Genomic DNA, 23,165 nt, shown 5'->3' with positions numbered 1-23,165 from the left:
TGGAGCGACCAATACTATGCCGACAACGAGGCCTTCTTCCGCTGGACAGTGCCGGGCGACACAGGCGGCGGTGGCAATGTCGAACCTGTCGTCGGCACTCCGATCGCGGATCAGACGGCGACGGTTGATGAGGCCTTCTCTTTCGCTGTTCCAACCAGCACATTCTCGGACCCGGATGGGGATGCTCTTTCGTTCAACGCCACCTTGTCGAACGGCAATGCGCTTCCCAGCTGGCTGAATTTTGACACCACCTCACAAACATTCACTGGAACGCCCGAAGTCTCGACCGATCTTTCTATCGTCGTAACCGCAGACGATGGGAATGGTGGCAGCGTAAGCGACGAATTCATCCTGTCTGTGGAGGAAGACGAACTGACCAATGGCTCATTGGCGACCGTGAACGTTCGCGCGGACAATGCGTTCACCTTCTATGTCAATGGCACTTCGATCTTTTCTGGGTCCAACTGGGCCCAGACTTTCACTTTCGATGCAGATCTGGCCGAAGGCGACCTGATCGCCATCGAAGGTATCGATACGGGCGGGGCCGGGGAGATCTTCGTCGATATCGAAATGGCAGACGGCACGCGCTACGATTCAGGTTCTGACTGGTTAGTCGAAACCGGCCTCACCGGTACGGCCTGGACGCAATCTGGCTTCGATGACAGCGGCTGGGATGCCGCATCGACCTACGGCACTGCAGCGACCGGCCGTCTGGCTGGCACGGGCGGCACCGGAGGAGCGTTGCCATCCGACACCAATGGCGAGTGGATCTGGAGCGACCAATACTATGCCGACAACGAGGCCTTCTTCCGCTGGACAGTGCCGGATAGCGGTGCCGGAGCGCTCATCTAGCTGGATGAACCTTTAGCCAGCGCATCGTTCGGGCGCCCGTAGGCTATGGGCGCCCGTTCGCTTTATAATTCCGGGCAAATGGAACTTAGCGCACTCTTCAGAGCGTTGCCCCCATCATCATCCGAACAATTTCTTCGTCGTTGGTCTCCGAGGGCCGTCGCGTCCCGGCCACCACCCCTCTGGCCAAGACGATGATCCTGTCCGCAGCCGCAAAAATGTCCGGCAGGTTGTGCGAAATCAGAATGATCCCGACACCCTGTTTCTTCAGTCGCTCGATCAGGGCCATAACCTCACGCTGCTCGGGAACACCAAGCGCCGCAGTCGGTTCATCCATAATAACGAGACCGGCTTCCCAATGAATCGCCCGTGCAATTGCGATGGCCTGTCGCTGACCTCCCGACATCTCCCGAACGGGTGCAGCGGGATCTGGAACGACAATGCCGAGGCTTTTCATCACCTTGACGGCATCGTCTCGCATTGTCTTGCGATCGAGAAAAGGCAGACCCATGAACTTTCGGGTGCGCTCTCGACCCAGATAGAGATTAAGCCCGGGGTCCAGATTGTCTGCAAGGGCAAGATCCTGGTATATTGTCTCAATACCTGCAGTGCGCACGGCTTCTGGCGTTTTACCGGTAAGAAGTTCGTCCTTGAGGTAAACCCTGCCAGCAGTCGGTTGGTATACCCCTGAGATCATCTTGATGACCGTGGATTTGCCTGCGCCATTGTCGCCCGCGAGTACAACGCATTCACCCGCGTTTACCTCGAACGTGACATCGCTCACCGCCTCGTTCCCGCCGAAACGCTTTTTGAGCCCCTCAACCTTCAGAAGCGCACTCATGCCCTGCCTCCAACGATCCGATCCTTTGACTGATCGACAAGAACCGCCACGATGATGACAAGCCCGACAGCGACGAACTGCCAATAGGGAGGCAACCCGCAGAAAACCAGACCGAACTGGATTACCGCGATGATGAAAGCGCCAATGACCGTGCCAGCGATAGTGCCCTGCCCCCCGGTCAGCGAAGCCCCTCCGATGAAGACCGCTGCCACCGCATAAAGCAGGATCGGCTCACCGGCATTCGCAGCTCCGGCAGAGAAGCGGCTCGTGTAGATGATGCCCCCAATTCCTGCGGTTACTGCTGAGAAAACGAAGAGCTGGATTAGATGCTTCTTCACGTCTACGCCCGCGCGTTCGACGGAGGCGCGGTTCGCCCCAAGCGCGTAGGTGTGAGCGCCGAATTTCGTGTGCTTGAGAACATAGTGGCAGACCAGTGCCAGAATGGCTGCTGTTACAAGCGGAATTGGAAAACCAAGGACGTTCCCATTGCCGAAACTCCTGGCGAAATCGTTTCGTATCGAGACGGTCGCACCGCCGGCGACGATGAGCGCAGCCCCGCGTGCGATTCCGTAAGTACCAAGCGTTCCGATGAAACTTGGCACATTCAGGAGGGCAACAAGCCAACCATTGACCAGCCCTACAAAGGCCGCAGCGGAAATCCCGGCACCCATGGCCAGCAGTACTACGAGCCAATGCGCGTCATCACCTGCGGCCCGGATGATCAACGCCATAACCACGGCGGCAAAGCCCGTACTGAACGCGATCGAGAGGTCGATATGCCCGGCGACAATCACAAGCGTCAGACCGAGTGCAAGGAGCAAGATCTGTGAAGCCGCAATTGAAATCGATTGCAGATTGTATACGCGAAAGAGGAATGTGTTTCCCGTTTGCGTTTGCGCGTATATCTCGAAAAAGCCAAGGATGAGGATCAGAAAGAGCCACGACCAGGCGTTGAGCAGGGACCTCACGAATGAGGCCCCAGTCTTGTTCTTCATTTCGTCCATCTTCATTCTGAATAGATGAACTTTGCGATGCTCTCGTCATCGACATTCGAAGCATCAATCACTGTGAAGCCGGTTCCGATTGACGTCGGCACTGACTGGCCCGTGAGCACCGCATATGCTGTCATGACACCGAAATAGCCGATCTCTGCCGGATGCTGTGCGATTGCCGCATCGACCAGTCCGCTGGAGATGTTGTTCACTATGGAAGTTGGCGCATCAAAAGCGATTACCGTCACATCTTCGGCTTTGTTGGCACTTTCCACACCATTCCCGGCACCCAGCGCAGAGAAGAGGTTTGCGCCAAAAACGCCGGCAACGTCGGGATTGCGCGCCAGAACGGCTTGAAATTGGGAAGCCGCTAGAGACGCGTCATTCTCATTGTACTGCGTTTCCAGAACTTCCACCTCTGGAAAGTTCTCGGCCATTTCGGCTTTGAAACCTTCTTCCCGCTGATCGGTCGTGGAAATGCCAGGCCGCACGTTTGAAACGTAGACCTTCCCTTGGCCACCTATTTCGTCAGCCATGTAGCGAGCAGCCATTCGCCCGCCGCCGACATTGTCAGAGGCAATGTACGAGAGCGGAAAATCCCCATCGCCGGACCCGTCCTGGTATTTTCCGTCATCGATAAAGGTGTCTACCGTTATCACGGGAATGCCAGCCTCCGAAGCTCGCCGAAGCGGTTCGATCATCTGGGTACTGTCGGTGGGCGCGATCAGTATTGCGTCAGGGCCTCGTCCGATCACGGCATCGAGCACGGGTGTTTGCAGAACCGGATCGAATTCTTCGGCGCCCTGGAAATCAACGGTGATACCGAGAGCTTCTGCAGCTGCCTGCGCCCCACGGTTCATGGTGATATAGAACGCGTCAGTGGTGAGACCTGGTACCAGAGTGATCGTAAGATCTTCCTGTGCATGTGAGATGCTTGCAGCACCTAGCGCCGCAGCCACTGCAGCAGATCGGATTAAATTTCTCATTGTCTTTCCTCCCTTTGGTAGATGGCCCCATTCGAAGCCTTATTTCTACGCCTGCAAAGCAGGCGTGACGAATCGAGAACCGAAGCTCGTACGGTGACAGATTGCCGAGATAGCCGCCTCCCATCAAGAATAAAATATCAGAAAGATATTTCTTTTCTCGTTGAGCGGCTGCCCAAAGATCCCGTTTTGCCTCCCGATTGCCCTGGACAACCAACGCTATCCTGCGTCCGCCACAATGACTGTACGCCACAATTCCGTAGTCTGCCTCGTAGATCAGCTTCAGGAACTTCGGCGATACGCGAAACGGCGCCTTGCCACTTTTAGTGACGAGAGACTTACATCTGAGAATACACACGTAAAGAAAAATGTTTCGACATGATGCATATGCGAACTATGCCACAACGCGGCATTGCCGAGAGCGTCAAATTTCAACATCGTGGGACACTACAAGAAGATTTACTCACGTAAATATTCAACCGCAGATATGTCGATCAGGCAAGCATCCCACATTCGCTGCTATAAGATTCGCAGGGGATGCGGGGTCGCAACGTACAATCTGCCCCACACAGACTTTCACTGTCGTCGCAAATCTTTATGAACGTAGGATCGAGGAGTCTTTCACTCGATGTTCTGGGGGGTGTCGCGACGGCTAGCCTGTTGCGGCCAAAATGTAGGAAAAGAATGACAAAAAAAATCATTCGCACGATGGAGGAACTCTCCCGCGAGATTGATGTCTCTCGCCCAACCCTTTCCCGATATTTCCAAGACCCGTCCAGTGTTCGCGATAGGACGCGCGCTAAGATCGAACAACGTCTTGCGGCCGTCGATTATGTGCCGAATTTCTTCGCGATGAACCTGAACCGAAAGCGGACGAAGCTCATCGGAGTGGTCATTCCGCATCTTAACGACATCTTTCAGACCAATATGGTCAACGCAATCGAGCTCGCCGCAGCCGAAAGTGATTATCGGATCATTGCGCAGAATTCGCACAATGATCCTCAGCGGGAAGTTTCGGCCATCGAGACACTGAGATCTATGAACGCGGATGGAATCATAATCTCGCCACTCGGAGAAGCATCCGACACGACGATGTTGCGTCGAGCCGAGGCGCATCTCCCGGTCGTTCTGATCGATTCACCGGCTCTGGGAAACGTAGAGGACTTCGATTTTGTCGGAAACGACAATGATCAGAGCGTCCGCCTTATGGTTGACTACCTCGTGCGCTCGGGGCACCAGCCGGTGTTTCTGCCAATGCCTGAGGTCAATTTGAGCCCGGTTGAAAGGACGAAGGCCTACCGTGATTCCATGACGCGCCTAGGCCTGAAACCAGAGATTCTGGACATCAGCAACGCTTCCGTTGACTGGAATTTCGAGAGTTTCGGCTATGAATTGATGTGCGGACACTTTGCCGCAGGACGCTATACTCAAGCTACGCTTCTTTGCGCAAACGATCGATGTGCGATGGGCGCGCTCAAGGCCGCGCACGAATTCGGTTTGTTTCCGGCTGGCAAGGTCGCCAATTTCCGGATTGCAGGACATGACAATGACGTCCTCACACGCTTCTTGCATCCGGGCCTGACTACCGTCGAACAGAACGTAACTCGGATCGCTCGTGAGGCTCTGCAAATCCTGTTCCGCCGCATGGCCGAACCGCGCAGTATGAGCGATCCGCCGATTACCCGACGCATTCCCGCGAGGCTCGTCCTTAGAGATTCGGTTTAAAGTGTCAGATTATCGACAAACGGACCAACCCGAGAGCGTCGCAGGAAAACGCAACACACGCATTGCAAGCAACACACCTGTCTGTCAGAGATAATATTTCTGAAAGTTGTTTCTCCGAGTGCAGATCATGAGAAAGACCGGCAAGCTGCTCAATCGCCGAATGATGCATACTGCAGCGAAACTTCACTACTCCGAAGGGCTGTCACAGGTCGAAGTTTCCCGACGGATGGAGATTTCCACTGCGAGCGTATCTCGGCTACTCGGTCTCGCTCGTGAAGAGGGTATTGTTCGAATACAGGTTGTCGACCTCGATGAAATCGACACTTTGGGTGAGAAACTCCGGGAAGTACTGGGTCTGAAAGAAGTCCGCGTCGTCGAGGGCGGGCGCGCCGCAGGATTCAGCTCCGAAGTTGGATCATTGTTGCTTGAAGCAAAGCTGAGGCCCGGCTCGGTCATTGCCGTAGGCTGGGGGCGAACCGTCCAGGCGGTTATCGCTGCCGAACTACCCAAGATACCAAATGTTCTGGTCGTCCCGACCACCGGGGGAATGCATGAAACGGCGTCTCATTTCCAGATCAACGAGTTCGTAAGAACGGCTGCCGAGCAAATGGGTGGTGAACCACGTTTTCTCTATGCGCCATCCGTCGTGACACCCGAGATGCATAACGTCCTTTCACGCGATCCGGAAACGGCTCGATTGACTGAACTGTGGGCGCGGGTGGATGCGGCAATCCTGGGAGTTGGACATTTTCAACCCGGGCGGGGCGGTATCGATATCGGTTTTTCGGCAGATGAAGCCGATAGAACAGTAGGAGATGTCGTGCGGCACTATTTCGATTCCAACGGAAGCCCCGTCCACTGGCCCAATCCTGACCGGTTGGTGGCGATCAGCCGTGCCGAACTTGCACGCATTCCGTTTTCAATCGGTGTCGCCATGGGACCGGAGAAGGTTGGTGCCATCATCGGTGCTGCTCGCTCCCGTATGATCAATGCCTTGGTGACAGATACGCGAACCGCGAGCCTGATCCTCGAAAGACTACACGAGCACGACAACTAGTTTTGCAATATATTTCTGAAAATAATTGTTGATGATCATTTATGCTGACGCTACTTCTCGTTTGACCGCATGGAAACGTCTGCGGCGACCGAGAGATGCCGCGTCAACTCCGCTTCGGCAATCGAGGCCTGTTAGTGGCCTAATCACAGGACGCGAGGGCGTTTCTCTGGGTTGGAGACGTGTGAACCAAGGCCGATTTTGCGCTGGCGGCATCAGGGGATGGAGCGAGGATTTTCCCGTATGACCAATAATATGACGACATCGGAACGGCGCGGATATCAGCAGATTTGTGGATCGAACGGCCTGATGATGGTGGTTGCCTGCGACCAGCGCGGAGGAATGCGAAAGGTCCTGGCCGACACTAAGGAAAAGCAGGCGGCGATCGACGAGAAAGCTCTCGGGGTCGTGAAATCAGGTATTGTCCGGCACCTTGCGAACAAGGCGTCTTGTGTTTTGCTGGATGCCGTCTGCGCGGTTCCAGATGTGGTGGATGAGGGAGTATTGGCGCGCGATACCGGCCTGCTTGTCGGGCTCGACGCGTCAGGTTGGGACACGGATCAGAACGGTTACAGGATCTCCAAACTGGTGCCGGGGATCACTGCGCGTCGCACTCGTAAACTCGGCGGTACCGGCGCCAAGTTAATGGTATACCTTCGACCCGACACACCTGACGCCAATAAAGTCAATATTGGTATCATTCGCGACTGTATCGCCGACTTCGCAGCCGAAGATCTTTTGCTCGTGGTCGAAATACTGACCTACCAGCTTGAGGGCGAAAGCGAGGCTGAATACAAGACAGCCTTCCCCGGATTGATCGTGGAGAGCGCACGCATTTCCATCGAACTGGGTGCGAAGGTTCTTAAGCTACCCTTCCCGGGCACCGCAGAGGCCTGCGCCGAAATCACGCGGCTCTGCAATGGCGTTCCCTGGGCAGTGCTATCGGCCGGCGTGGACCATGAAACCTTTATCGGCCAAGTTGAAACGGCGATGGAAAACGGCGCATCGGGTGTCATCGCGGGCCGCGCACTCTGGAAAGACTGCATCTCGCTTGATGCGAAGGTCAACGAGGAAAGACTGGAAAGCATCGCGAGCGACCGATTGAACCAGATCCAGGACGTCTTGGACCGTCATGCGGGAAGAGCCTGATACTGCGATTGGAGTGGATGTCGGGGGAACCCGCATCAGGGTAGCGCGAATTGCTTCAGACGGGACGCTACTTGAGCGCGTAGTCGAGCCGGTCAAATCTGACCGGGAAGGTTTCGTGGCACAGCTCGTAGAGCTCATTGCACAGCTCCAGGATCGGGGGTCTGTCGCGATCGGAATCGGAATTCCAGGCCGTGTTGACGGCGAGGCACAACATATCCTGTCCGCAGGCTACCTTGATATTGGTGGGCTCGACCTCGTGGGTCGCATCAGTAAAGAAACGGGGCTACCCGTACGCATCGAGAACGATGCAACCATGGCTCTGATCGCGGAGGGTCGGGTGCGGCCTGGAGCAGGTGATGGACTGATCTTCATGATCACGATCGGCACCGGGATTGGCGGCGCAGCGCTTCTGGATGGTCACCCCTGGTATGGTGGCGGTCTGGCCGGCCAGTTTGGCCATATTGTCGTCTCCCCCGACGGATCGCTCTGCAATTGCGGCCGAAGAGGATGTGTCGAAACCTTCAGTTCGGGGACCGCCCTTGGGAAGCTTATCGCCGCCGCCGGCTTTCCCCAAGACACCCAAGCAGAGGATTTGATTTCCCGCGCCAAAAGCGGAAATGTGGAGGCGGAAACCCTGCTCGCAACCTGGGCTCTACCATTGCAAAGTGCGATCGCGACTCTGGTCGCCGTGGCGGACCCTCGTTTGATCGTGATCGGTGGTGGACTGGGCCATGAGATGACACGTGCGCTCTTGCGACTGCCAAATAGATCAAGCTGGTTTGGCTTGCCGATCGAAGCCGCCCGTCTCGGCGACGATGCAGGGGTGATCGGCGCAGGGCTCGCTGCGCTATCGGCATACGGCCGATCGAGCGAAGGACAGCGAGCATGAAGTGTGCGGTGCTGGTCAACGGGGTTCCCGCGAGCGGCAAATCCACGGTTGCCCAAGCTCTGGTCGCAGAATTGCTGGCATCCGGGAAAGCCGCGGTTCCGCTCGGGCTTGATACGATCAAGGAAGGGCTCTTCGCCCACCTCGGAACTGGCGACCGTGACTACAATCGGAAACTCGGGCGCGCCAGCTACCAGGCAATCTTCAATTCGGTCGCGGAGTTTCCCGACGATCTGCTACCGGTGATCGACGCTTGGCATGGGTTCCAGCCGGCGACCGTGCTGCGCGGACATCTCAAACATGCGAAGATTGAGAGAGTTGCTGAGATCTGGGTGCGGATTGTGCCCAGAATTGCTGCCGAACGTTACCGGACCCGTGCAACCAAGCGCCATGCAGGACATCCACCCGCATCCTATGCCGAGGAACTTCTCGCGCTTGCTGAACGTGCCCGTCCCATTGCGCTGGGTCCGGTCATCGAGGTCGATGGGGCTGGACCGGCACCATTTGATCTGGCCAACCGGGTTCTGGCGGCGTTGGAATAGGCTGTACGAACAAACCGACCGGCAGAAAGCCGGCACACGGGAGGTGAAAATACAGAAATGGCGGACTACGAAAAGGGCGCGATCCTGGTCACCGGCGCGAGCGGGGGCATCGGCGGCGCGACCGTGAAACTGCTGTGCAGAAACGGCGCTGATGTCATTGCGGCAGGCAGGGACCAGGAGAAACTAACGGCGTTGGCGAGCGATTGCGGATGTCGCACATTGGCTTTCGATCTGACATCGGAAGAGAGCGTGAAGGCCGCTCTGAAGGATCTCGACCTCTGGGGCGTGGTCAACTGCGGTGGATTTGGCGGTGAAATCGCGACCCCGATGGAAACCGATATCTCTGTCTTCGACAAGGTCATCTCCATCAACGCGCGAGGCGCCCTGCTTGTCACGAAATATGCCTCCCGGAGCATGATCAGGCTGGGCCGGGGTGGTGCCATCGTCAATGTCTCCAGCCAGGCCTCCCTCGTGGCCCTGAGAGGTCACATCTCCTACGGCTCCTCGAAGGCTGCCCTTGACAACATCACACGGGTGTCCGCGCTCGAATTGGGCTCGCATAATATCCGGGTCAATGGGGTCCACCCGACGGTGGTCATGACGCCGATGTCGGCCTGGTACTGGGGCCGTCCGGAAATCGAGGAGCCATTCCTGAGCCAGATGCCGTTGGGCCGGTGGGCGACCGAAGCGGAAATAGCCGCGCCTATAGCATTTCTCTTGAGCGACGGTGCCTCGATGATCTCCGGTGTCTCGCTGCCCGTCGACGGCGGTTTCACCGCCTGCTGAAGATCGCATTGGGAGGTTTCAAACATGAAGAGATCCCAGATCAACGCCGCCATTCGCGAAGCCGAGATGCAACTCGCCGAACATGGCTGGGCCATGCCAGACTTCGCAAGCTGGACGCCCGAAGACCACAAGGCACATTCTGCGCGCAGCGCCTGGCTTTCCGAGCGACAGATCGGCTGGGACGTGACCGATTTCGGCTCCGGCCGGTTCGAGACACGGGGCCTTGTACTCTTTTGCGTGCGCAACGGCCTCTTTGGCATCGAGGGCGAACGCCCCTACGCCGAAAAACTGCTCTTTGTGGGCGTGGATCAGGAAACACCGTTCCATGCGCACAAAATGAAACTCGAAGACATCATTGTGCGCGGTGGCGGAACACTTTGTGTCGAGTTCACAGCGGAAGGCGCGGTGCCACCACTGAGCGGCGAACCCGTGGCAAGAACAATCCGGATTGATGGAGAAGTCTTTCCGGCACACGGTTGTGTCCATCGGTTGAAAGCGGGCCAGGCAATTACCATCCCGCGCGGGCTGCAGCACCGTTTCTGGGGCGAAGGTGCAGCAGTATTCGTGGCCGAGGTGAGCCAGTGCAACGATGACCGCAGCGACAACTTTTTTCTCGAGCCCTTAGGCAGGTTCACTGCCATTGAGGAAGACGAGTTGCCTCATCGGTTGCTATGGAACGAAAGCACGGCAAACTGAGTCGAAGCCGGGTGAAGGGATCGAGAGAACGCATGTTGACAATTTAAGTCGGTTATTGCGGTATGCGCGCGGGAATGCGCGCCTTCGTCCCTGTTCGGATCGGACCGAGCGCACCCGCGCCTTCGAGGGGCATATGGCGCAGGAGAAACGTACATGTTGGACGAGTTGAGACAGGTTTTGTCAGCGGCGGCGCTGGTCACGCTCCTGCCCATGGCAGCCATGGCGCAGGAACAGGAGACCGCCCAGATCCCGGCTGAACCTCAATTGAAACTGTCTCTGAACGCTGTCGATCCCACCGAGAACGGCTGCCTGCTGACGTTCATGGCAGAGAACGGTTTCGACAGTGATATCGGTCAGGCGGTTTTCGAGACCGTACTTTTTTCAACCGATGGGCGCGTCGAGCGGCTGCTGCTCTTTGACATGGGCACTCTGCCTGCCGATCGTCCACGTGTTCGGCGCTTCGAAGTCGATGGTATCACCTGCGAGGGACTTGGCAGCGTTCTGATCAACGGCGCCGAGACCTGCGAAGCCGGAGATCTCGGAGCAGGTGTCTGCATCGGTTCATTGAGCGTCTCCAGTGACACCGAAATCGAGATCGACGGTTAGAGATCATGGAACGATTCGCTACACTCGAGCCGCTCAGGGAGATCATCGATCTCGGAGGACCAGTTGTCGCCCTTCTGGTTTTGATCTCTGTTCTGACCTCCGCTGTCGCAATCTGGAAAGTCTGGCAATTCAAAGCCAACGGTGTCGGTCGACATCGCGCGCTGCAGGCATCCATCGCGCTTTGGGACGATCATCGTCCCGCCGAAGCAAGGCGGGAGCTTGAACGTTCCACGAGTTATCTCGGGCCCGTGATTGCCATGGCCTATTCCGCCGAACCGGGCATCGGTGTTGCCGCCCGGCTTGAAGCCGAAGCCGAAACGCGGTTTCTGCGACTCGAACATGGTTTCCGGTTTCTGGATACCGTGGCGCAGATTGCACCACTTCTGGGTCTGTTCGGGACCGTCCTCGGCATGATCGACGCGTTCCGCGCCCTGCAGGATGCAGGCAGCCAGGTTGATCCCTCAATCCTGGCCGGCGGGATCTGGGTGGCGCTGCTCACGACAGCTGTCGGACTGGCGGTGGCGATGCCGACGTCCGCAGTGTTGTCCTGGCTTGAGGCCCGGATGGAAGCGGAGCGGGTGATTGCCGGGCGGGCCATCGCAACCATTCTGAACCCGCTCGGTTCGGCAGCGGAGGAAAGGGCCGGGAGGAGCGCATTGGCCGCTCCTTATGCGGCAATGGGCCATGCCACTTAAGTCACGCAGGCGTGCACGGCGACTATCGCTCACGTCCCTGATTGACGTTATTTTTCTCCTGCTGCTGTTCTTCATGCTGAGTTCGACCTTCTCGCGCTTCGCCGAAGTGGAGCTTTCGGCTGCGGGTGCTGCGGATGCGTCCGAAACCGAGGTTGATCGCCAGATGCTGTTCCTTCGCCTGAGCCCGGAGCGGATAACGTTGAACGGTTCCGAGATTGCACTCGATGAACTGGCCGACGTTGTAGAGAAGCGCATCGGCGACGAGGAAGAAGCCGCCCTGATCATTTCGATTGGCAAAGACGTGGATGCGCAACTCCTGACTGACGCACTGGTAGAGGCAAAAGCGCTGCCGGATGTTCCGGTCACGGTCCTGGAGGGGTCTTGATGCGCAAGCTCAGGAAACGTTCGAAGCTTGAACCCACGATCGCACTGATAAACGTCGTTTTCCTGATGCTCGTATTCTTCCTCGTTGCCGGGACCGTCGCACCGCCCATGGACAAGGACGTCACACTTGTCAGCACCGCGGAACTCGAAGGTCGCGAGCCACCAGACGCGATCATTCTCAGCGGCGAAGGCGAGAGGCGCTATAGGGGTGAACCGCTCGGGGACCTCGGAAACTACCTCGAACAGCTCGGGGACGAACCTACGGTTCGGATCGTTCCAGACCGGGAAGCTCCGGCGGCGGAACTGATCGCTCTCGGACGCGATCTTCGCGAAGCTGGTGCTGCGCGGGTCATGATCGTAACGGAACAGGCACTCGAATGAAGGTCTCGCTTGAGGGAGCCCCAGCGCTGAACGGAGCCCAACCCGATACGCGCAGGATGCTACGTCGGTTCGCTGAGTACTACAGTCCGTGGAAACGCCTGTTTTGGCTCGACTTTTGCTGTGCCGTACTCTCCGGCATACTGGAGCTCGCCTTTCCGCTGGCGGTGACAGCTTTCATCGACAAACTTCTGCCTCAGGGTGATTGGGGTCTCACCCTTCTGGCAGCGGGCGGGCTGCTCGTCATCTACATGATAAATGCGGGGCTGATGGCAGTCGTGACCTATTGGGGTCACATGCTGGGCATAAATATCGAGACGGTCATGCGCGCTCGGGCGTTCGAGCATCTCACGCGGCTCAGCTGGCGCTGGTATGACAGGATGCGCACCGGGAAGCTTGTCGCCCGTGTGACACGGGATCTGGAGGAAATCGGCGAAGTTGCCCATCACGGACCGGAAGATCTTTTTGTCGCAGTGATGACCTTCATTGGTGCCTTCGCGCTCATGCTGAGCATCCATCCCGGACTCGCTGTTCTGACGGCATTAATCGTGCCCTCAACCGTCTGGATCGTCTCGCATTTCGGTGGTCGCATGACACGCGCCTGGCGCGACATTTTCTCACGGCTCGGACAGTTCAATGTCCGCCTGGAGGAGGCGCTGGGGGGCATACGCCTCGTTCAGGCATTCGCCAACGAGAGCCACGAGCGCACGTTGTTCGACAGCGATAACGATCAGTATCGCAGTGCCAAGCTCGAAGGTTACCGGGTCATGGCCGCCTCACAGGCGTTGAACTATCTCGGAATGCGTCTCGTGCAGGTCATAATCATGGTTGCAGGTGCGTGGTTGGTACTGTCGGGAAGTCTCACGGCGGGCGGATTCGTGGGATTCCTGCTACTGGTGAACGTTTTCTTCCGCCCGCTGGAAAAGATCGCGGCCGTGATGGAAGTTTATCCGAAAGGTATCGCCGGCTTTCAGAACTATCTGAGCCTTCTGGAAACCGAACCGGAAATAGCGGACAAAGCCGATGCGCGCGAGGCTCCTGACTTTCGCGGTGAGATCTCATTTGAGAACGTGAGCTTCAGCTACGACACCTCTCGGGCCGTGCTCCATGACGTTTCCATCACTGTAAACCCCGGCGAGACCGTGGCATTCGTGGGGGCATCAGGTGCCGGAAAATCGACGCTGCTCGCACTTGTACCCCGTTTTTACGAACCGAATTCCGGTGAGATCACAATCGACGGCGTGCCGCTTCGTAACATGACTGTCGCGAGTCTGCGGCGGCAGATCGGGTTGGTGAGTCAGGATGTGTTTCTGTTTGGGGGGACGATCCGCGAAAACATCGCCTACGGGCGGCTCGGGGCGAGCGATGAGGAGATCATGGAAGCGGCCCGAAAGGCGCAGATCGCCGACCTGATCGCCGGCCTGCCGGAAGGGCTCGACACCATCGTGGGCGAACGCGGCGTGACCCTTTCGGGCGGGCAGAAACAGCGGGTCGCCATCGCGCGGGCCTTCCTCAAGAACCCGCCGATCCTCATTCTCGACGAAGCGACATCCGCGCTCGACAGCGAGACAGAACGGGAAATTCAGCAGGCATTGGAAGCACTTGCGGTGGGGCGGACGACCTTGGTAATTGCCCACAGGCTCGGCACGATCCGCTCTGCGAACCGGATTGCGGTGATGGATGCGGGGCGTATCGTGGAGGTCGGACGGCACGATGATCTGATCCGGCAAGCGGGCGTCTACGCCAGGCTCGCGGCCTGAACCTCAAGTGATCCGGGACCGGAAAGGGACGGCGCGTGACGGGCCGAATTGAGGCCCGAAGCCCCGCCTGAAACGCCGGATTCGGGAATGTGCATTTGATACATATTTCATATGCATTTGATATGCATACTGGCGCACAGACCGCAGTACCGAAACCGGGCTCATGGCCGCGGGTTTCACGACGGAATACCCTCGTGCACTGAACATGCGCGGCTGCCGCAGCAAAAATTCTGGGGGTGTCCACAAGCTGTGGTGGTTGGCAATACGGACGTATTTGACATTCGTCTTCGCACGACACGGCGGCCAGCGGCCGTCCGAGGGTGGCGCGTCCTGAAGACTGTAAAACGCCATTTATGGTGCCGACACCACGCGCGACTGGTCTGGAAAAGGCTGGCTGAGTGAGCGCCCGCCCATGGGGCGGACGGGCGCTGGCCCGGCGGTGCTACGCACCTCTACTCCGGGCCATGAACACCAGGCCCCAATTTTCCAAAAGGGCTCGCAGCAGACCTCCGCACTCCCGCCCCGTCGCGACAGTTACCCCGCTGCGAGCGGGGACCGGCGAGGCGGCAGGGCTGCGAGGGCCGCGTCATATTCCAAGATGAGCCGCTCGCAAAGGTCGGCAACGGGTGGCAAATCGTCGATGGAGCCGACCCCCTGCCCGGCAGACCAGATCTGCTTCCAGGCCTTCGCCTCTCCACTCATGTCGAGATCATGGGCGGCCTTGGGATCGTCGAGATCGAGACCGGCGGCAACGATGCTGGGGCGCATGAAGTTCGCATGAACGCCGGAGATCCGGGAGGTGTAGGTCACATCGCCGGCCCGGCACTCCAGGATCATGCGTTTCTGCGCCTCGGTGACCATCGCCTCGCGCGTGGCGATGAACCGCGTGCCGATGTAGGCCAAATCGGCCCCGATGACCTGCGCCGCGAGAACCTGGCTGCCGGTCGAGATGGCACCGCCGAGCACGATGGTGCCATCAAAGACCTGACGGATCTCGGGAACCAACGCGAAAGGGCTCAAACTGCCCGCGTGGCCGCCTGCTCCGGCGCAGACCGCAATGATCCCGTCCACCTCGGCTTCGGCAGCCTTCTCGGCATGGCGGCGGGAGATGACATCATGAAAGACCAGTCCGCCATATCCGTGCACAGCCTCGACCACCTCCCTGACCGCGCCGAGGGACGTGATCACCAGGGGAACCTTGTGCCGGACGATCATTTCCAGATCGTCGTGAAGTCGCGGGTTCGTCTTGTGGACGATCAGATTGACCCCATAGGGTGCTGGCTCGCTGCATTCCGCCAGCGTGGTATCGAGCTCGTGGAACCACTCGGACAGATTCTGCGTTGAACGGGCGTTGAGCGCGGGAAATGTCCCGACAAGACCCGACGCACAAACCCGGGCAACGAGTTCCACGCCCGATACGAGGAACATCGGCGCCGCAATAGCTGGGAGGCGAAGACGTCCTTCAAATGAACCTGGCAGTGGCATCCGGCGACCTTTCGATTCTACAGTTAATCCCGAGTAAACGAAGGTCATCACCACGGAAAGGGTACGGACCCGGCCAATCACGCTATTTCTTGATTTGGGACGCCGGCAAAACAGGCAAGGCCGGGCCCCTCACACTTCAAATTCCGACTTGTGAAAACCGGCCGACGCAGTTTCGATTGCGTTGGTCTACTGGTATGCTACTTATTATGGAGGCCAGAGAGAATTGTAATTAATATACTTTTTTGAGGAACGTTTGCCGTGAGCCTTGAAAGACAAAGAAGTTCAGATCCACCTGACGCGGATGACGCAAGAGATACTCTCCTCGCGATTGGCGGACGCATAAGAGAACTCCGAAAAGGGCGGAACATGACCTTGCAGGCCCTTGCGGAGGAATCCGGGCTGAGTTCCTCCATGCTCAGCCTGGTCGAACGCGGCCTTGCCGCCCCTTCCATCGGCTCGCTGATCCTTCTCAAGGAAGCGCTGGGGACGGAAATTTCCGAGTTCTTCGCGGCGACACGTTCGGAAGAGGATGTTGTCGTGCGTTCGGAGGACGCAATTCAGGTTGTTGTCCGGGACGAGGTGGTGCATCGGATCCTGAGGCGCGATACCACTGCGGGCATCTGCATCTCGATCTCGGAATACGCGCCGGGCCGCACCTCGCCCGTTACGGGGGACGGCACGCCCGGAACGATCCACGGGCTGATGCTCGAGGGAGCTCTCAAGGTGGAGGTCGAAGGGAAGACCTATGCCATCGGCGCGGGGGATCTCATCTCCTATCGCGCCGAAAAACTGCGCCGGACAATCAACGAGGGTTCCGAACCCGCCCGGACAATCTGGTTCAAGATAGAACAGCGTTAGCGCGTACAAGCGCAATTTGCACTGGATTCGCTCTTAGCTCTTGGGCAAGTATCCCCGCGACACCGGCGCGGAGGCGATTGCATTCCGCATCGATCATCTGAGCCAAGGACAAGCACGGCCCGATTGCGCCGCCGCCCGCCACGACCGGCCTTCATGCCCGGAACAGGCCACCCGGCAGCGCGGCCCCCGGCCAAGAACGGAGCGTTTCATGGGAAACTACTTGCACCGGGGCGATCTTCCCGACGATCTCGATCTCGGCAGTGTCATTGCGATCGACAGCGAGACCATGGGTCTGGTGCCGCATCGGGATCGGCTTTGCCTTGTGCAGCTTTCGGCCGGTGATGGCGACGCGCATATGGTGCAGATCATGCCCGACCAGACCGAGGCGCCCAATCTCTGCGCCCTTCTTGCCGATCCGAACCGGCTCAAGCTCTTCCATTTCGGGCGCTTCGACATCGCCGTGATGCTCTTCCGGTTCAAGGTTCTCACCACCCCCGTCTACTGCACGAAGATCGCCTCGAAGCTGGTTCGGACCTATACTGATCGCCACGGGCTGAAGGAACTGGTGCGGGAGATGCTGGAAATCGACATTTCCAAGCATCAGCAGTCAAGCGACTGGGGCGCTGCGGAGCTGACCCCGGCCCAGCTCGACTATGCCGCCTCGGACGTTCTCTACCTGCATCGGCTGCGCGCGGTGCTCGATCAGCGCCTCCAGCGCGAGGGCCGGGCCGAAATCGCGCAGGCCTGTTTCGACTTCCTGCCGCACCGAGCGGCGCTCGATCTGGCGGGATGGGACGAGATCGACATCTTCGCGCATTCCTGAGATTGGCGGCCCAGAGGTCATGATACGAAACACTCCCCTCCCAGATCCCGAGCGGCTGATCGCGACCGGGCGTGAGGTCATCGAGACCGAGGCCTCCGCGCTCGCGCTGCTCAAGGGCTCGCTCGGCCCCGCATTCGCCGAGGCGATCGAGCGTATCCTGCTTGCACCGGGGCGGTTGATCGTTTCGGGCATGGGCAAGTCGGGCCATGTGGCGCGCAAGATCGCCGCGACCTTTGCCTCCACCGGCACGCCGGCGATGTTCGTGCATCCGGCCGAGGCGAGCCATGGCGATCTCGGCATGATCACCCGCGACGACGTGGTGATGCTCCTGTCGAATTCCGGCGAGACGGCGGAGCTTTCGGACATGATCGCCTATACCCGGCGGTATTCGATCCCGCTGATCGGCATGGCGAGCCGCGCGGACAGCACGCTGATCAACCAGTCCGACGTGCGACTGGTGCTGCCGCCCGCGCCCGAAGCTTGCGCCGTGGGGCTTGCGCCCACCACTTCCACCACCATGGCGATGGCCCTGGGCGATGCGCTTGCGGTGGCGCTGATGGATCACCGGCATTTCACGCCGGAGGATTTCCGGGCGTTCCATCCCGGTGGCAAGCTGGGCGCCCGGCTGGCGACGGTCGAGAACCTGATGCATTCGGGTCCGGATGTGCCGGTCGTGAGCATCGGTACACCCATGGGCGAGGCGCTGATCGAGATGACGCGCAAGAGTTTCGGCGTGGTCGGGGTGATCGACGAGGCCGGGTTGCTCGCGGGTCTGATCACCGATGGCGACCTGCGGCGCAATCTCGACGGACTTCTGGAGCGGCGGGTCGAGGACGTGATGACGCGCGATCCCACGACGATCCCGAAGACCTCCCTGGCCTCGGAGGCCCTCGGGTTGATGAACGAGCGCAAGATCACCACGCTTTTCGCCATGGACCCGGATGCGCCCGGCCGTCCGGTTGGGATCCTGCATGTCCATGACTGTCTGCGGGCGGGTGTGACCTGAGGCGATGGCGGATGGTCCCGGCCTTCACACGCGCGTGGTGGCGATCCTCAAGGTGGGATTTCCGCTTCTGGCCGCGGCGCTGCTGCTGAGCGTGTTCATCAGCCAGCCCTCCGACGAGGACGGGGCCGAGATCGTCTTCTCCGAAGCCGATCTGGAGGAGCTCGGGAGCGGGTTCCAGATCACCAATCCGACCTTCACCGGGACCACGCGCGATGGCGATCCCTTCGTCTTCGAGGCGGATCTGGTGGTGCCCGACGCGGCGCCGCCGACGCGGGCTGCCATCACCCGGTTGCGCGGTCGGGTCACGCTTTCGGGCGGGACGGAGGTGCAGCTCTCGGCCGACGAGGGGGAGTTGACGATCGCCGACCGGGTTCTCGATCTTGCCGGGTCGGTGGAGATCCATGTGCCTGGCGGCTACGATCTCGTGGCCGATACGGTGGTGCTCGACCTCGCGGCCGGAACCATGCGGGGGGAGGGCAACGTGGAAGGCGCAGGGCCGATGGGCGAGATCCGGTCCGAGACGCTCGAGATCGTGCCAAGCGGCGATGACGCCTCGGAGCGGCGCTTTTCGTTCGGCAACGGGGTGCGCCTCCTATACGATCCCCCTGCCCCGACAACCGAAAGCTCGAGAACCCCGTGACGATGTTTCGCCCAGCAGCCTTCCTTGCCGTCCTTGTCCTGCCGCTTGTCGCGGCGGCGCAGGAGACCACCGTTCCCTTCGGCTCGCAGGGAGGGCACGACACGACGCAGCGCATCGAGGTGACGGCGGATCATCTCGAGCTTGATCAGGCCGGGGGCACGGCGCTCTTCACCGGGGAGGTGCGGGCCATCCAGGGCGCGCTCCGGATTGCCGCCGACAAGGTGCTGGTCTTTTATGCCGAGACCGGGGAGGAGAGCGCGGGCGGCATCACGCGGATGGAGGCCGAGGGAAACGTCACCCTCACCAACGGCGAGGAAGCGGCGGAGGCCAGCGAGGCGAGCTATGACGTGGGGCCCGGACTGGTGCTGATGGAAGGCGACGTGCTCCTGACCCAGGGGCCGAACGCGCTGGCGAGCCAGGCGCTTCGGATCGACCTCAACGCCGGAACAGGCACCTTCGACGGGCGGGTTCGCACCGTCTACGAGCCCGCGGGTACGCAATGAAAGCAGGGGAATCCTCTTTGAGCGAGCACAGTTCGTCCGGGCTCGAAGTGATCGGGCTGGCGAAGAGCTATCGCAAACGCCCGGTTCTCCGGAATGTCTCGCTCTCGGTACGCCGGGGCGAGGTCGCGGCGCTCCTCGGCCCGAATGGCGCCGGCAAGACCACCTGCTTCTACGCGGTCGCGGGGCTTGTCCCGCCCGACGCGGGTTCTGTCCTCGTCGATGGTCGGGACGTGACCTTTCTGCCGATGTATCGCCGGGCAAAAATCGGGATCGGCTACCTGCCGCAGGAAGCCTCGATCTTCCGGGGCATGACGGTGGCCAACAATATCCGTTCGATCCTCGAGGTCACGATCCCGAACCAGGAAAAGCAGCACGAGATGCTCGATGAACTGATGGCGGAGTTCTCGATCACCCATCTGCGGCGCACGCCGGCCATCGCGCTCTCGGGCGGGGAACGGCGCAGGGTGGAGATTGCGCGCTGCCTCGCCTCGCAGCCCAAGTTCGTTCTGCTCGACGAGCCCTTCGCGGGCGTTGACCCCCTCGCGGTCAATGACATCCGCGACCTCGTGCGGCACCTGAAGGACCGGGGCATCGGGGTGCTGATCACCGACCACAACGTGAGAGAAACGCTGGAAATTGTCGACCGGGCCTATATCCTCCACGGAGGCAGCGTTCTGATGACAGGCACCCCTGAGGAGGTCGTGCGCGACGACGATGTTCGGCGGGTCTATCTTGGCGATTCTTTCCAGATGTAGCCGCTCCAGCCGGGAGACGGGGGCGAGAGGGACGTAATGTCGCTTTCGCCGCGCCTCGAATTTCGCCAGCAACAATCGCTGGTAATGACACCGCAGCTTCAGCAGGCGATCAAGCTCCTGCAGATGTCCAACGTGGAGCTGGCGGACTATGTTTCGACGGAAGTGGAGCGCAATCCCCTGCTCGACTTTCAGCCCGCGCAGCACGGAACTGGCACGGGACCCGCGCGCTCGGCGGGCGGCGCACAGGGCGCCGACGACGATCCCATGTCGCGGGTCGCGGAGCAGATCACGCTCTGGGAACACCTTCACGAACAGATCCGGTTCATGCGGCTTGGCCCGGACGCGCGGGACGCCGCCCTCATAATCGCGGACGAGCTCGAGGAGGACGGCTATCTCCGGGCCCAGCCGGAAGATATCTCCCGGCGCCATCGCCTGAGCATGGCGCAGATCGCGGAAGGGCTGCGCGCGGTGCAGTCCTGCGAGCCGACGGGGGTGGGCGCGCGAACGCTCCAGGAGTGCCTCGCCCTTCAACTGCGCGAACGCGATCGGCTCGATCCGGCGATGCAGGCCCTCTTGGCCAACCTGCATCTTTCGGCCAAGGGCCGAACGCAGGAACTGGAACGGGTCTGCCGTGTCGATGCCGAGGATATCGCCGACATGCTCGTCGAACTGCGCGAGCTCGATCCCAAACCCGGCCTGAAATTTGGCACGGCCCAGATTCAGGTGGCAGTCCCCGATATTTTCGTGAGCATCGGAAATGCGGGGATCCAGGTCGAACTGAATACCGAGACCCTGCCGCGGGTGCTGGTTGACAACGCCTATGTTGCAGAACTTGGCGAAGGCGACGGGGCATCGAAGGCATTCATCTCGGAATGCCGATCAAGTGCGAACTGGCTTGTAAGGTCGCTTGAGCAGCGTGCCCGCACGATTCTGAAGGTCGCATCCGAGATCGCGCTTCAGCAGGAACGCTTCTTTTCGGACGGTGTCGGGGCGCTTCGCCCCCTCACCCAGCGCACGGTTGCCGAGCGGGTGAATCTTCACGAATCAACCATAAGTCGCGTCGCCGCAGGTAAATTCCTGGCCTGCGACCAGGGCACTTTCGAGCTCCGATACTTCTTCAGTTCGGCCATCCAGTCGGTCATCGGCGGAGAGGGATACTCCTCAACGGCGGTTCAGGATCGCATCCGCGTGATGGTCGATGCCGAAGAACCGCGCGCCACGCTTTCCGACGATGCTTTGGTGACAATGCTCAAGGCTGAAGGGATTGATATTGCGCGCAGGACCGTTGCGAAATACCGTGGGGTCTTGGGCATACCGTCTTCTGTCCAACGCCGCCGCAAGAAACTGTCTCTTTCCAAGGTCTAACGGAAATCGACAGGCGGGGCCGGCGGCGGGCGGCGGTTGACAATATCGGGCCGCCCGTCCATAGGGTCCGCCCGTGCAAAACAGATCCGAGCCAGGCCCAGGGCAGTCGTTCGGGGGAAAGAAGAACATGCATATCCAGGTCAGCGGAAAACATATCGACGTCGGCGACGCGTTGCGAACGCATGTCGAGACAAGTCTCGTGGAATCGGTGGGCAAGTATTTCGAGCGCCCTGCCGAGGCCATCGTGACGTTTTCCAAGGACGCGCACGAGTTCGTTTCCGATCTTTCGGTTCACCTGCCAACCGGTCTCAACGTCCAGGCCAAATCGCGGGCGAACGAGATCTATGCCGCGTTCGAGGGCTCGGTCGACCGCATGGAAAAGCAGCTTCGCCGCTACAAGCGTCGACTGAAGGACCATCACCGAAGCCGGGAAAACCCCATTGAAACGCTCGGAGAGGCATCATACATCCTTGCCGCTAACGATCACGACGAAGAGATGGAACCCGAATCGCTTCAACCCGTTATAATTGCGGAGATGGAAACGAAGGTGCCAAATCTTTCGGTGGGCGAGGCAGTGATGCAGATGGAGCTTGCGGGCGCTCCTCTCCTTGTTTTTCGCAACGAGAAGCACGGTGGTGTAAACGTTGTATACACCCGCGAGGATGGGAACATCGGCTGGATCGATCCTCGCAATTCTCAGTAGGCGCCTTTTTGTTGTAAGGAAGCCGGCTCATGGAGCTTTCAGATATCATTGGCGTGGAGGCCGTAAGGGCTCCACTCAAGGTGACGAGCAAGAAGCGCCTCATGCAGGATCTCGCTGACATGGCGGAATCCGTATATGGCCTTTCCTCGGCTTCTACCTACAGGGCCCTGATGGACCGGGAGGCCCTCGGCCCCACCGGTTTCGGTCGCGGCATCGGCATTCCGCACGCCCGGTTTGCCGAGGTCGACAAGGTCTGCGGACTGTTCGTCCGGCTGGAGAAGCCGGTCGATTTCGATGCCATCGACCGGCAGCCGGTGGATCTGGTCTTTGCCCTGTTTGCCCCGGAATCCGCAGGTGCCGATCACCTGAAGGCGTTGGCGCGCGTTTCACGGACACTGCGCAGCGATGCCATTTGTGCGAAGCTGCGCTCGACCTTCGAGGCCGCGGCAATCTATTCCATTCTGACCGAAGACAAGGCAAGCCAAGCCGCCTGACGCCGCTCTCGGTCATTCCGGTCTCCGGCTTGCGCCCCTGCACCACGCGGGGGCTTTTTCGTTTCGGGGAGCGTGGTTTTGCACGCTACGCTGAATCTGTCCGGTCGCGTGTCGGGCAGCTCGAAACCGATGCTTGGCTTTGCGCGACACGCATAATCTGTCCGGTCGCGTGTCGGATAGCGCAAAGTCGGTGCCCGGCTTTGCGCG

Annotated in this window: 26 protein-coding genes; 22 read left to right on the top strand and 4 right to left on the bottom strand. The window is 59.6% G+C overall.

Annotated features, from left to right (window positions below; translation table 11 throughout):
• Positions 1-852, top strand: an 852-nt coding sequence (locus tag ACP15W_RS16650; RefSeq protein WP_424934045.1) for a putative Ig domain-containing protein, incomplete at its 5' end; no start/stop codon positions are given.
• A 97-nt stretch (positions 853-949) separates the two neighbouring features.
• On the opposite strand, the gene ACP15W_RS16645 is transcribed toward ACP15W_RS16650, so the two are convergent.
• The 3 genes from ACP15W_RS16645 to ACP15W_RS16635 are packed head-to-tail and all read right to left on the bottom strand — an operon-like array spanning position 950 to position 3,668.
• The gene (locus ACP15W_RS16645) at positions 950-1,690 is read right to left on the bottom strand and encodes an ATP-binding cassette domain-containing protein (RefSeq protein ID WP_424934044.1); all 741 of its coding nucleotides are present in this window, start codon (positions 1,688-1,690) and stop codon (positions 950-952) included.
• The gene (locus tag ACP15W_RS16640; protein ID WP_424934043.1) at positions 1,687-2,685 is read right to left on the bottom strand and encodes an ABC transporter permease; all 999 of its coding nucleotides are present in this window, start codon (positions 2,683-2,685) and stop codon (positions 1,687-1,689) included. The genes ACP15W_RS16645 and ACP15W_RS16640 overlap by 4 nt, the downstream gene beginning before the upstream one ends.
• 11 nt (positions 2,686-2,696) lie before the next feature.
• Entirely contained in the window at positions 2,697-3,668 is a 972-nt protein-coding gene (locus ACP15W_RS16635) for an ABC transporter substrate-binding protein (RefSeq protein WP_424934042.1), read from the bottom strand.
• Between the two features lie 681 nt (positions 3,669-4,349).
• On the opposite strand from ACP15W_RS16635, the gene ACP15W_RS16630 reads away from it, so the two are divergent.
• The 12 genes from ACP15W_RS16630 (at position 4,350) to ACP15W_RS16575 (ending at position 14,326) form a co-directional block, all read left to right on the top strand.
• Entirely contained in the window at positions 4,350-5,390 is a 1,041-nt protein-coding gene (locus ACP15W_RS16630; protein WP_424934041.1) for a LacI family DNA-binding transcriptional regulator, read from the top strand.
• 127 nt (positions 5,391-5,517) lie between these two features.
• A complete protein-coding gene (locus tag ACP15W_RS16625) occupies positions 5,518-6,447 on the top strand; it encodes a sugar-binding transcriptional regulator (RefSeq protein ID WP_424934040.1) in 930 nt (309 codons plus the stop codon).
• 240 nt (positions 6,448-6,687) lie between these two features.
• Complete coding sequence (locus ACP15W_RS16620) at positions 6,688-7,593, top strand: tagatose-bisphosphate aldolase (RefSeq protein WP_424934039.1); 906 nt, start codon at positions 6,688-6,690, stop codon at positions 7,591-7,593.
• Entirely contained in the window at positions 7,577-8,482 is a 906-nt protein-coding gene (locus ACP15W_RS16615; protein WP_424934038.1) for an ROK family protein, read from the top strand. Before ACP15W_RS16620 ends, ACP15W_RS16615 begins: the two co-directional genes overlap by 17 nt.
• On the top strand, positions 8,479-9,021 hold the full coding sequence (locus tag ACP15W_RS16610; RefSeq protein ID WP_424934037.1) for an adenylyl-sulfate kinase: 543 nt from the start codon (positions 8,479-8,481) through the stop codon (positions 9,019-9,021). The genes ACP15W_RS16615 and ACP15W_RS16610 overlap by 4 nt, the downstream gene beginning before the upstream one ends.
• Before the next feature lie 57 nt (positions 9,022-9,078).
• Complete coding sequence (locus tag ACP15W_RS16605) at positions 9,079-9,807, top strand: SDR family oxidoreductase (RefSeq protein ID WP_424934036.1); 729 nt, start codon at positions 9,079-9,081, stop codon at positions 9,805-9,807.
• A gap of 24 nt (positions 9,808-9,831) precedes the next feature.
• Complete coding sequence (locus tag ACP15W_RS16600; protein ID WP_424934035.1) at positions 9,832-10,503, top strand: D-lyxose/D-mannose family sugar isomerase; 672 nt, start codon at positions 9,832-9,834, stop codon at positions 10,501-10,503.
• A gap of 153 nt (positions 10,504-10,656) precedes the next feature.
• Complete coding sequence (locus ACP15W_RS16595; RefSeq protein ID WP_424934034.1) at positions 10,657-11,109, top strand: hypothetical protein; 453 nt, start codon at positions 10,657-10,659, stop codon at positions 11,107-11,109.
• Between the two features lie 5 nt (positions 11,110-11,114).
• Complete coding sequence (locus ACP15W_RS16590; protein WP_424934033.1) at positions 11,115-11,804, top strand: MotA/TolQ/ExbB proton channel family protein; 690 nt, start codon at positions 11,115-11,117, stop codon at positions 11,802-11,804.
• Entirely contained in the window at positions 11,794-12,189 is a 396-nt protein-coding gene (locus tag ACP15W_RS16585) for an ExbD/TolR family protein (protein WP_424934032.1), read from the top strand. Before ACP15W_RS16590 ends, ACP15W_RS16585 begins: the two co-directional genes overlap by 11 nt.
• Complete coding sequence (locus ACP15W_RS16580) at positions 12,189-12,569, top strand: ExbD/TolR family protein (protein ID WP_424934031.1); 381 nt, start codon at positions 12,189-12,191, stop codon at positions 12,567-12,569. The genes ACP15W_RS16585 and ACP15W_RS16580 overlap by 1 nt, the downstream gene beginning before the upstream one ends.
• Before the next feature lie 56 nt (positions 12,570-12,625).
• The gene (locus ACP15W_RS16575) at positions 12,626-14,326 is read left to right on the top strand and encodes an ABC transporter ATP-binding protein (protein WP_424934060.1); all 1,701 of its coding nucleotides are present in this window, start codon (positions 12,626-12,628) and stop codon (positions 14,324-14,326) included.
• 534 nt (positions 14,327-14,860) lie between these two features.
• On the opposite strand, the gene ACP15W_RS16570 is transcribed toward ACP15W_RS16575, so the two are convergent.
• A complete protein-coding gene (locus tag ACP15W_RS16570) occupies positions 14,861-15,811 on the bottom strand; it encodes an NAD(P)H-dependent flavin oxidoreductase (protein ID WP_424934030.1) in 951 nt (316 codons plus the stop codon).
• 258 nt (positions 15,812-16,069) lie between these two features.
• On the opposite strand from ACP15W_RS16570, the gene ACP15W_RS16565 reads away from it, so the two are divergent.
• From ACP15W_RS16565 to ACP15W_RS16525, 9 genes are all read left to right on the top strand, one after another.
• Positions 16,070-16,669 (top strand): helix-turn-helix domain-containing protein, encoded by a 600-nt coding sequence (locus ACP15W_RS16565; RefSeq protein WP_424934029.1) that lies wholly within the window; start codon positions 16,070-16,072, stop codon positions 16,667-16,669.
• A gap of 208 nt (positions 16,670-16,877) precedes the next feature.
• A complete protein-coding gene (locus ACP15W_RS16560) occupies positions 16,878-17,492 on the top strand; it encodes a ribonuclease D (protein WP_424934028.1) in 615 nt (204 codons plus the stop codon).
• A gap of 19 nt (positions 17,493-17,511) precedes the next feature.
• Positions 17,512-18,498, top strand: a complete 987-nt coding sequence (locus ACP15W_RS16555; protein ID WP_424934027.1) for a KpsF/GutQ family sugar-phosphate isomerase — start codon at positions 17,512-17,514, stop codon at positions 18,496-18,498.
• 4 nt (positions 18,499-18,502) lie between these two features.
• Positions 18,503-19,138, top strand: a complete 636-nt coding sequence (locus tag ACP15W_RS16550; protein ID WP_424934026.1) for a hypothetical protein — start codon at positions 18,503-18,505, stop codon at positions 19,136-19,138.
• A 2-nt stretch (positions 19,139-19,140) separates the two neighbouring features.
• Positions 19,141-19,641, top strand: coding sequence for an LptA/OstA family protein (locus ACP15W_RS16545; protein WP_424934059.1), 501 nt, complete (start codon positions 19,141-19,143; stop codon positions 19,639-19,641).
• Entirely contained in the window at positions 19,638-20,396 is a 759-nt protein-coding gene (gene lptB / locus ACP15W_RS16540; protein ID WP_424934025.1) for an LPS export ABC transporter ATP-binding protein, read from the top strand. Before ACP15W_RS16545 ends, lptB begins: the two co-directional genes overlap by 4 nt.
• Positions 20,397-20,432: 36 nt before the next feature.
• The gene (gene rpoN / locus ACP15W_RS16535) at positions 20,433-21,761 is read left to right on the top strand and encodes an RNA polymerase factor sigma-54 (protein ID WP_424934024.1); all 1,329 of its coding nucleotides are present in this window, start codon (positions 20,433-20,435) and stop codon (positions 21,759-21,761) included.
• Between the two features lie 127 nt (positions 21,762-21,888).
• Complete coding sequence (hpf, locus tag ACP15W_RS16530; RefSeq protein ID WP_424934023.1) at positions 21,889-22,464, top strand: ribosome hibernation-promoting factor, HPF/YfiA family; 576 nt, start codon at positions 21,889-21,891, stop codon at positions 22,462-22,464.
• Between the two features lie 29 nt (positions 22,465-22,493).
• Positions 22,494-22,958, top strand: a complete 465-nt coding sequence (locus tag ACP15W_RS16525; protein ID WP_424934022.1) for a PTS sugar transporter subunit IIA — start codon at positions 22,494-22,496, stop codon at positions 22,956-22,958.
• Positions 22,959-23,165 lie beyond the last annotated feature (207 nt).

It is taken from the genome of Amaricoccus macauensis (genome assembly GCF_049800915.1).
GTDB classification, from domain to species: Bacteria; Pseudomonadota; Alphaproteobacteria; order Rhodobacterales; family Rhodobacteraceae; genus Amaricoccus; species Amaricoccus macauensis_A.
The sequence above is the reverse complement of the archived record's forward strand: the minus strand, read 5'-3'. Positions and strand labels throughout refer to the sequence as shown.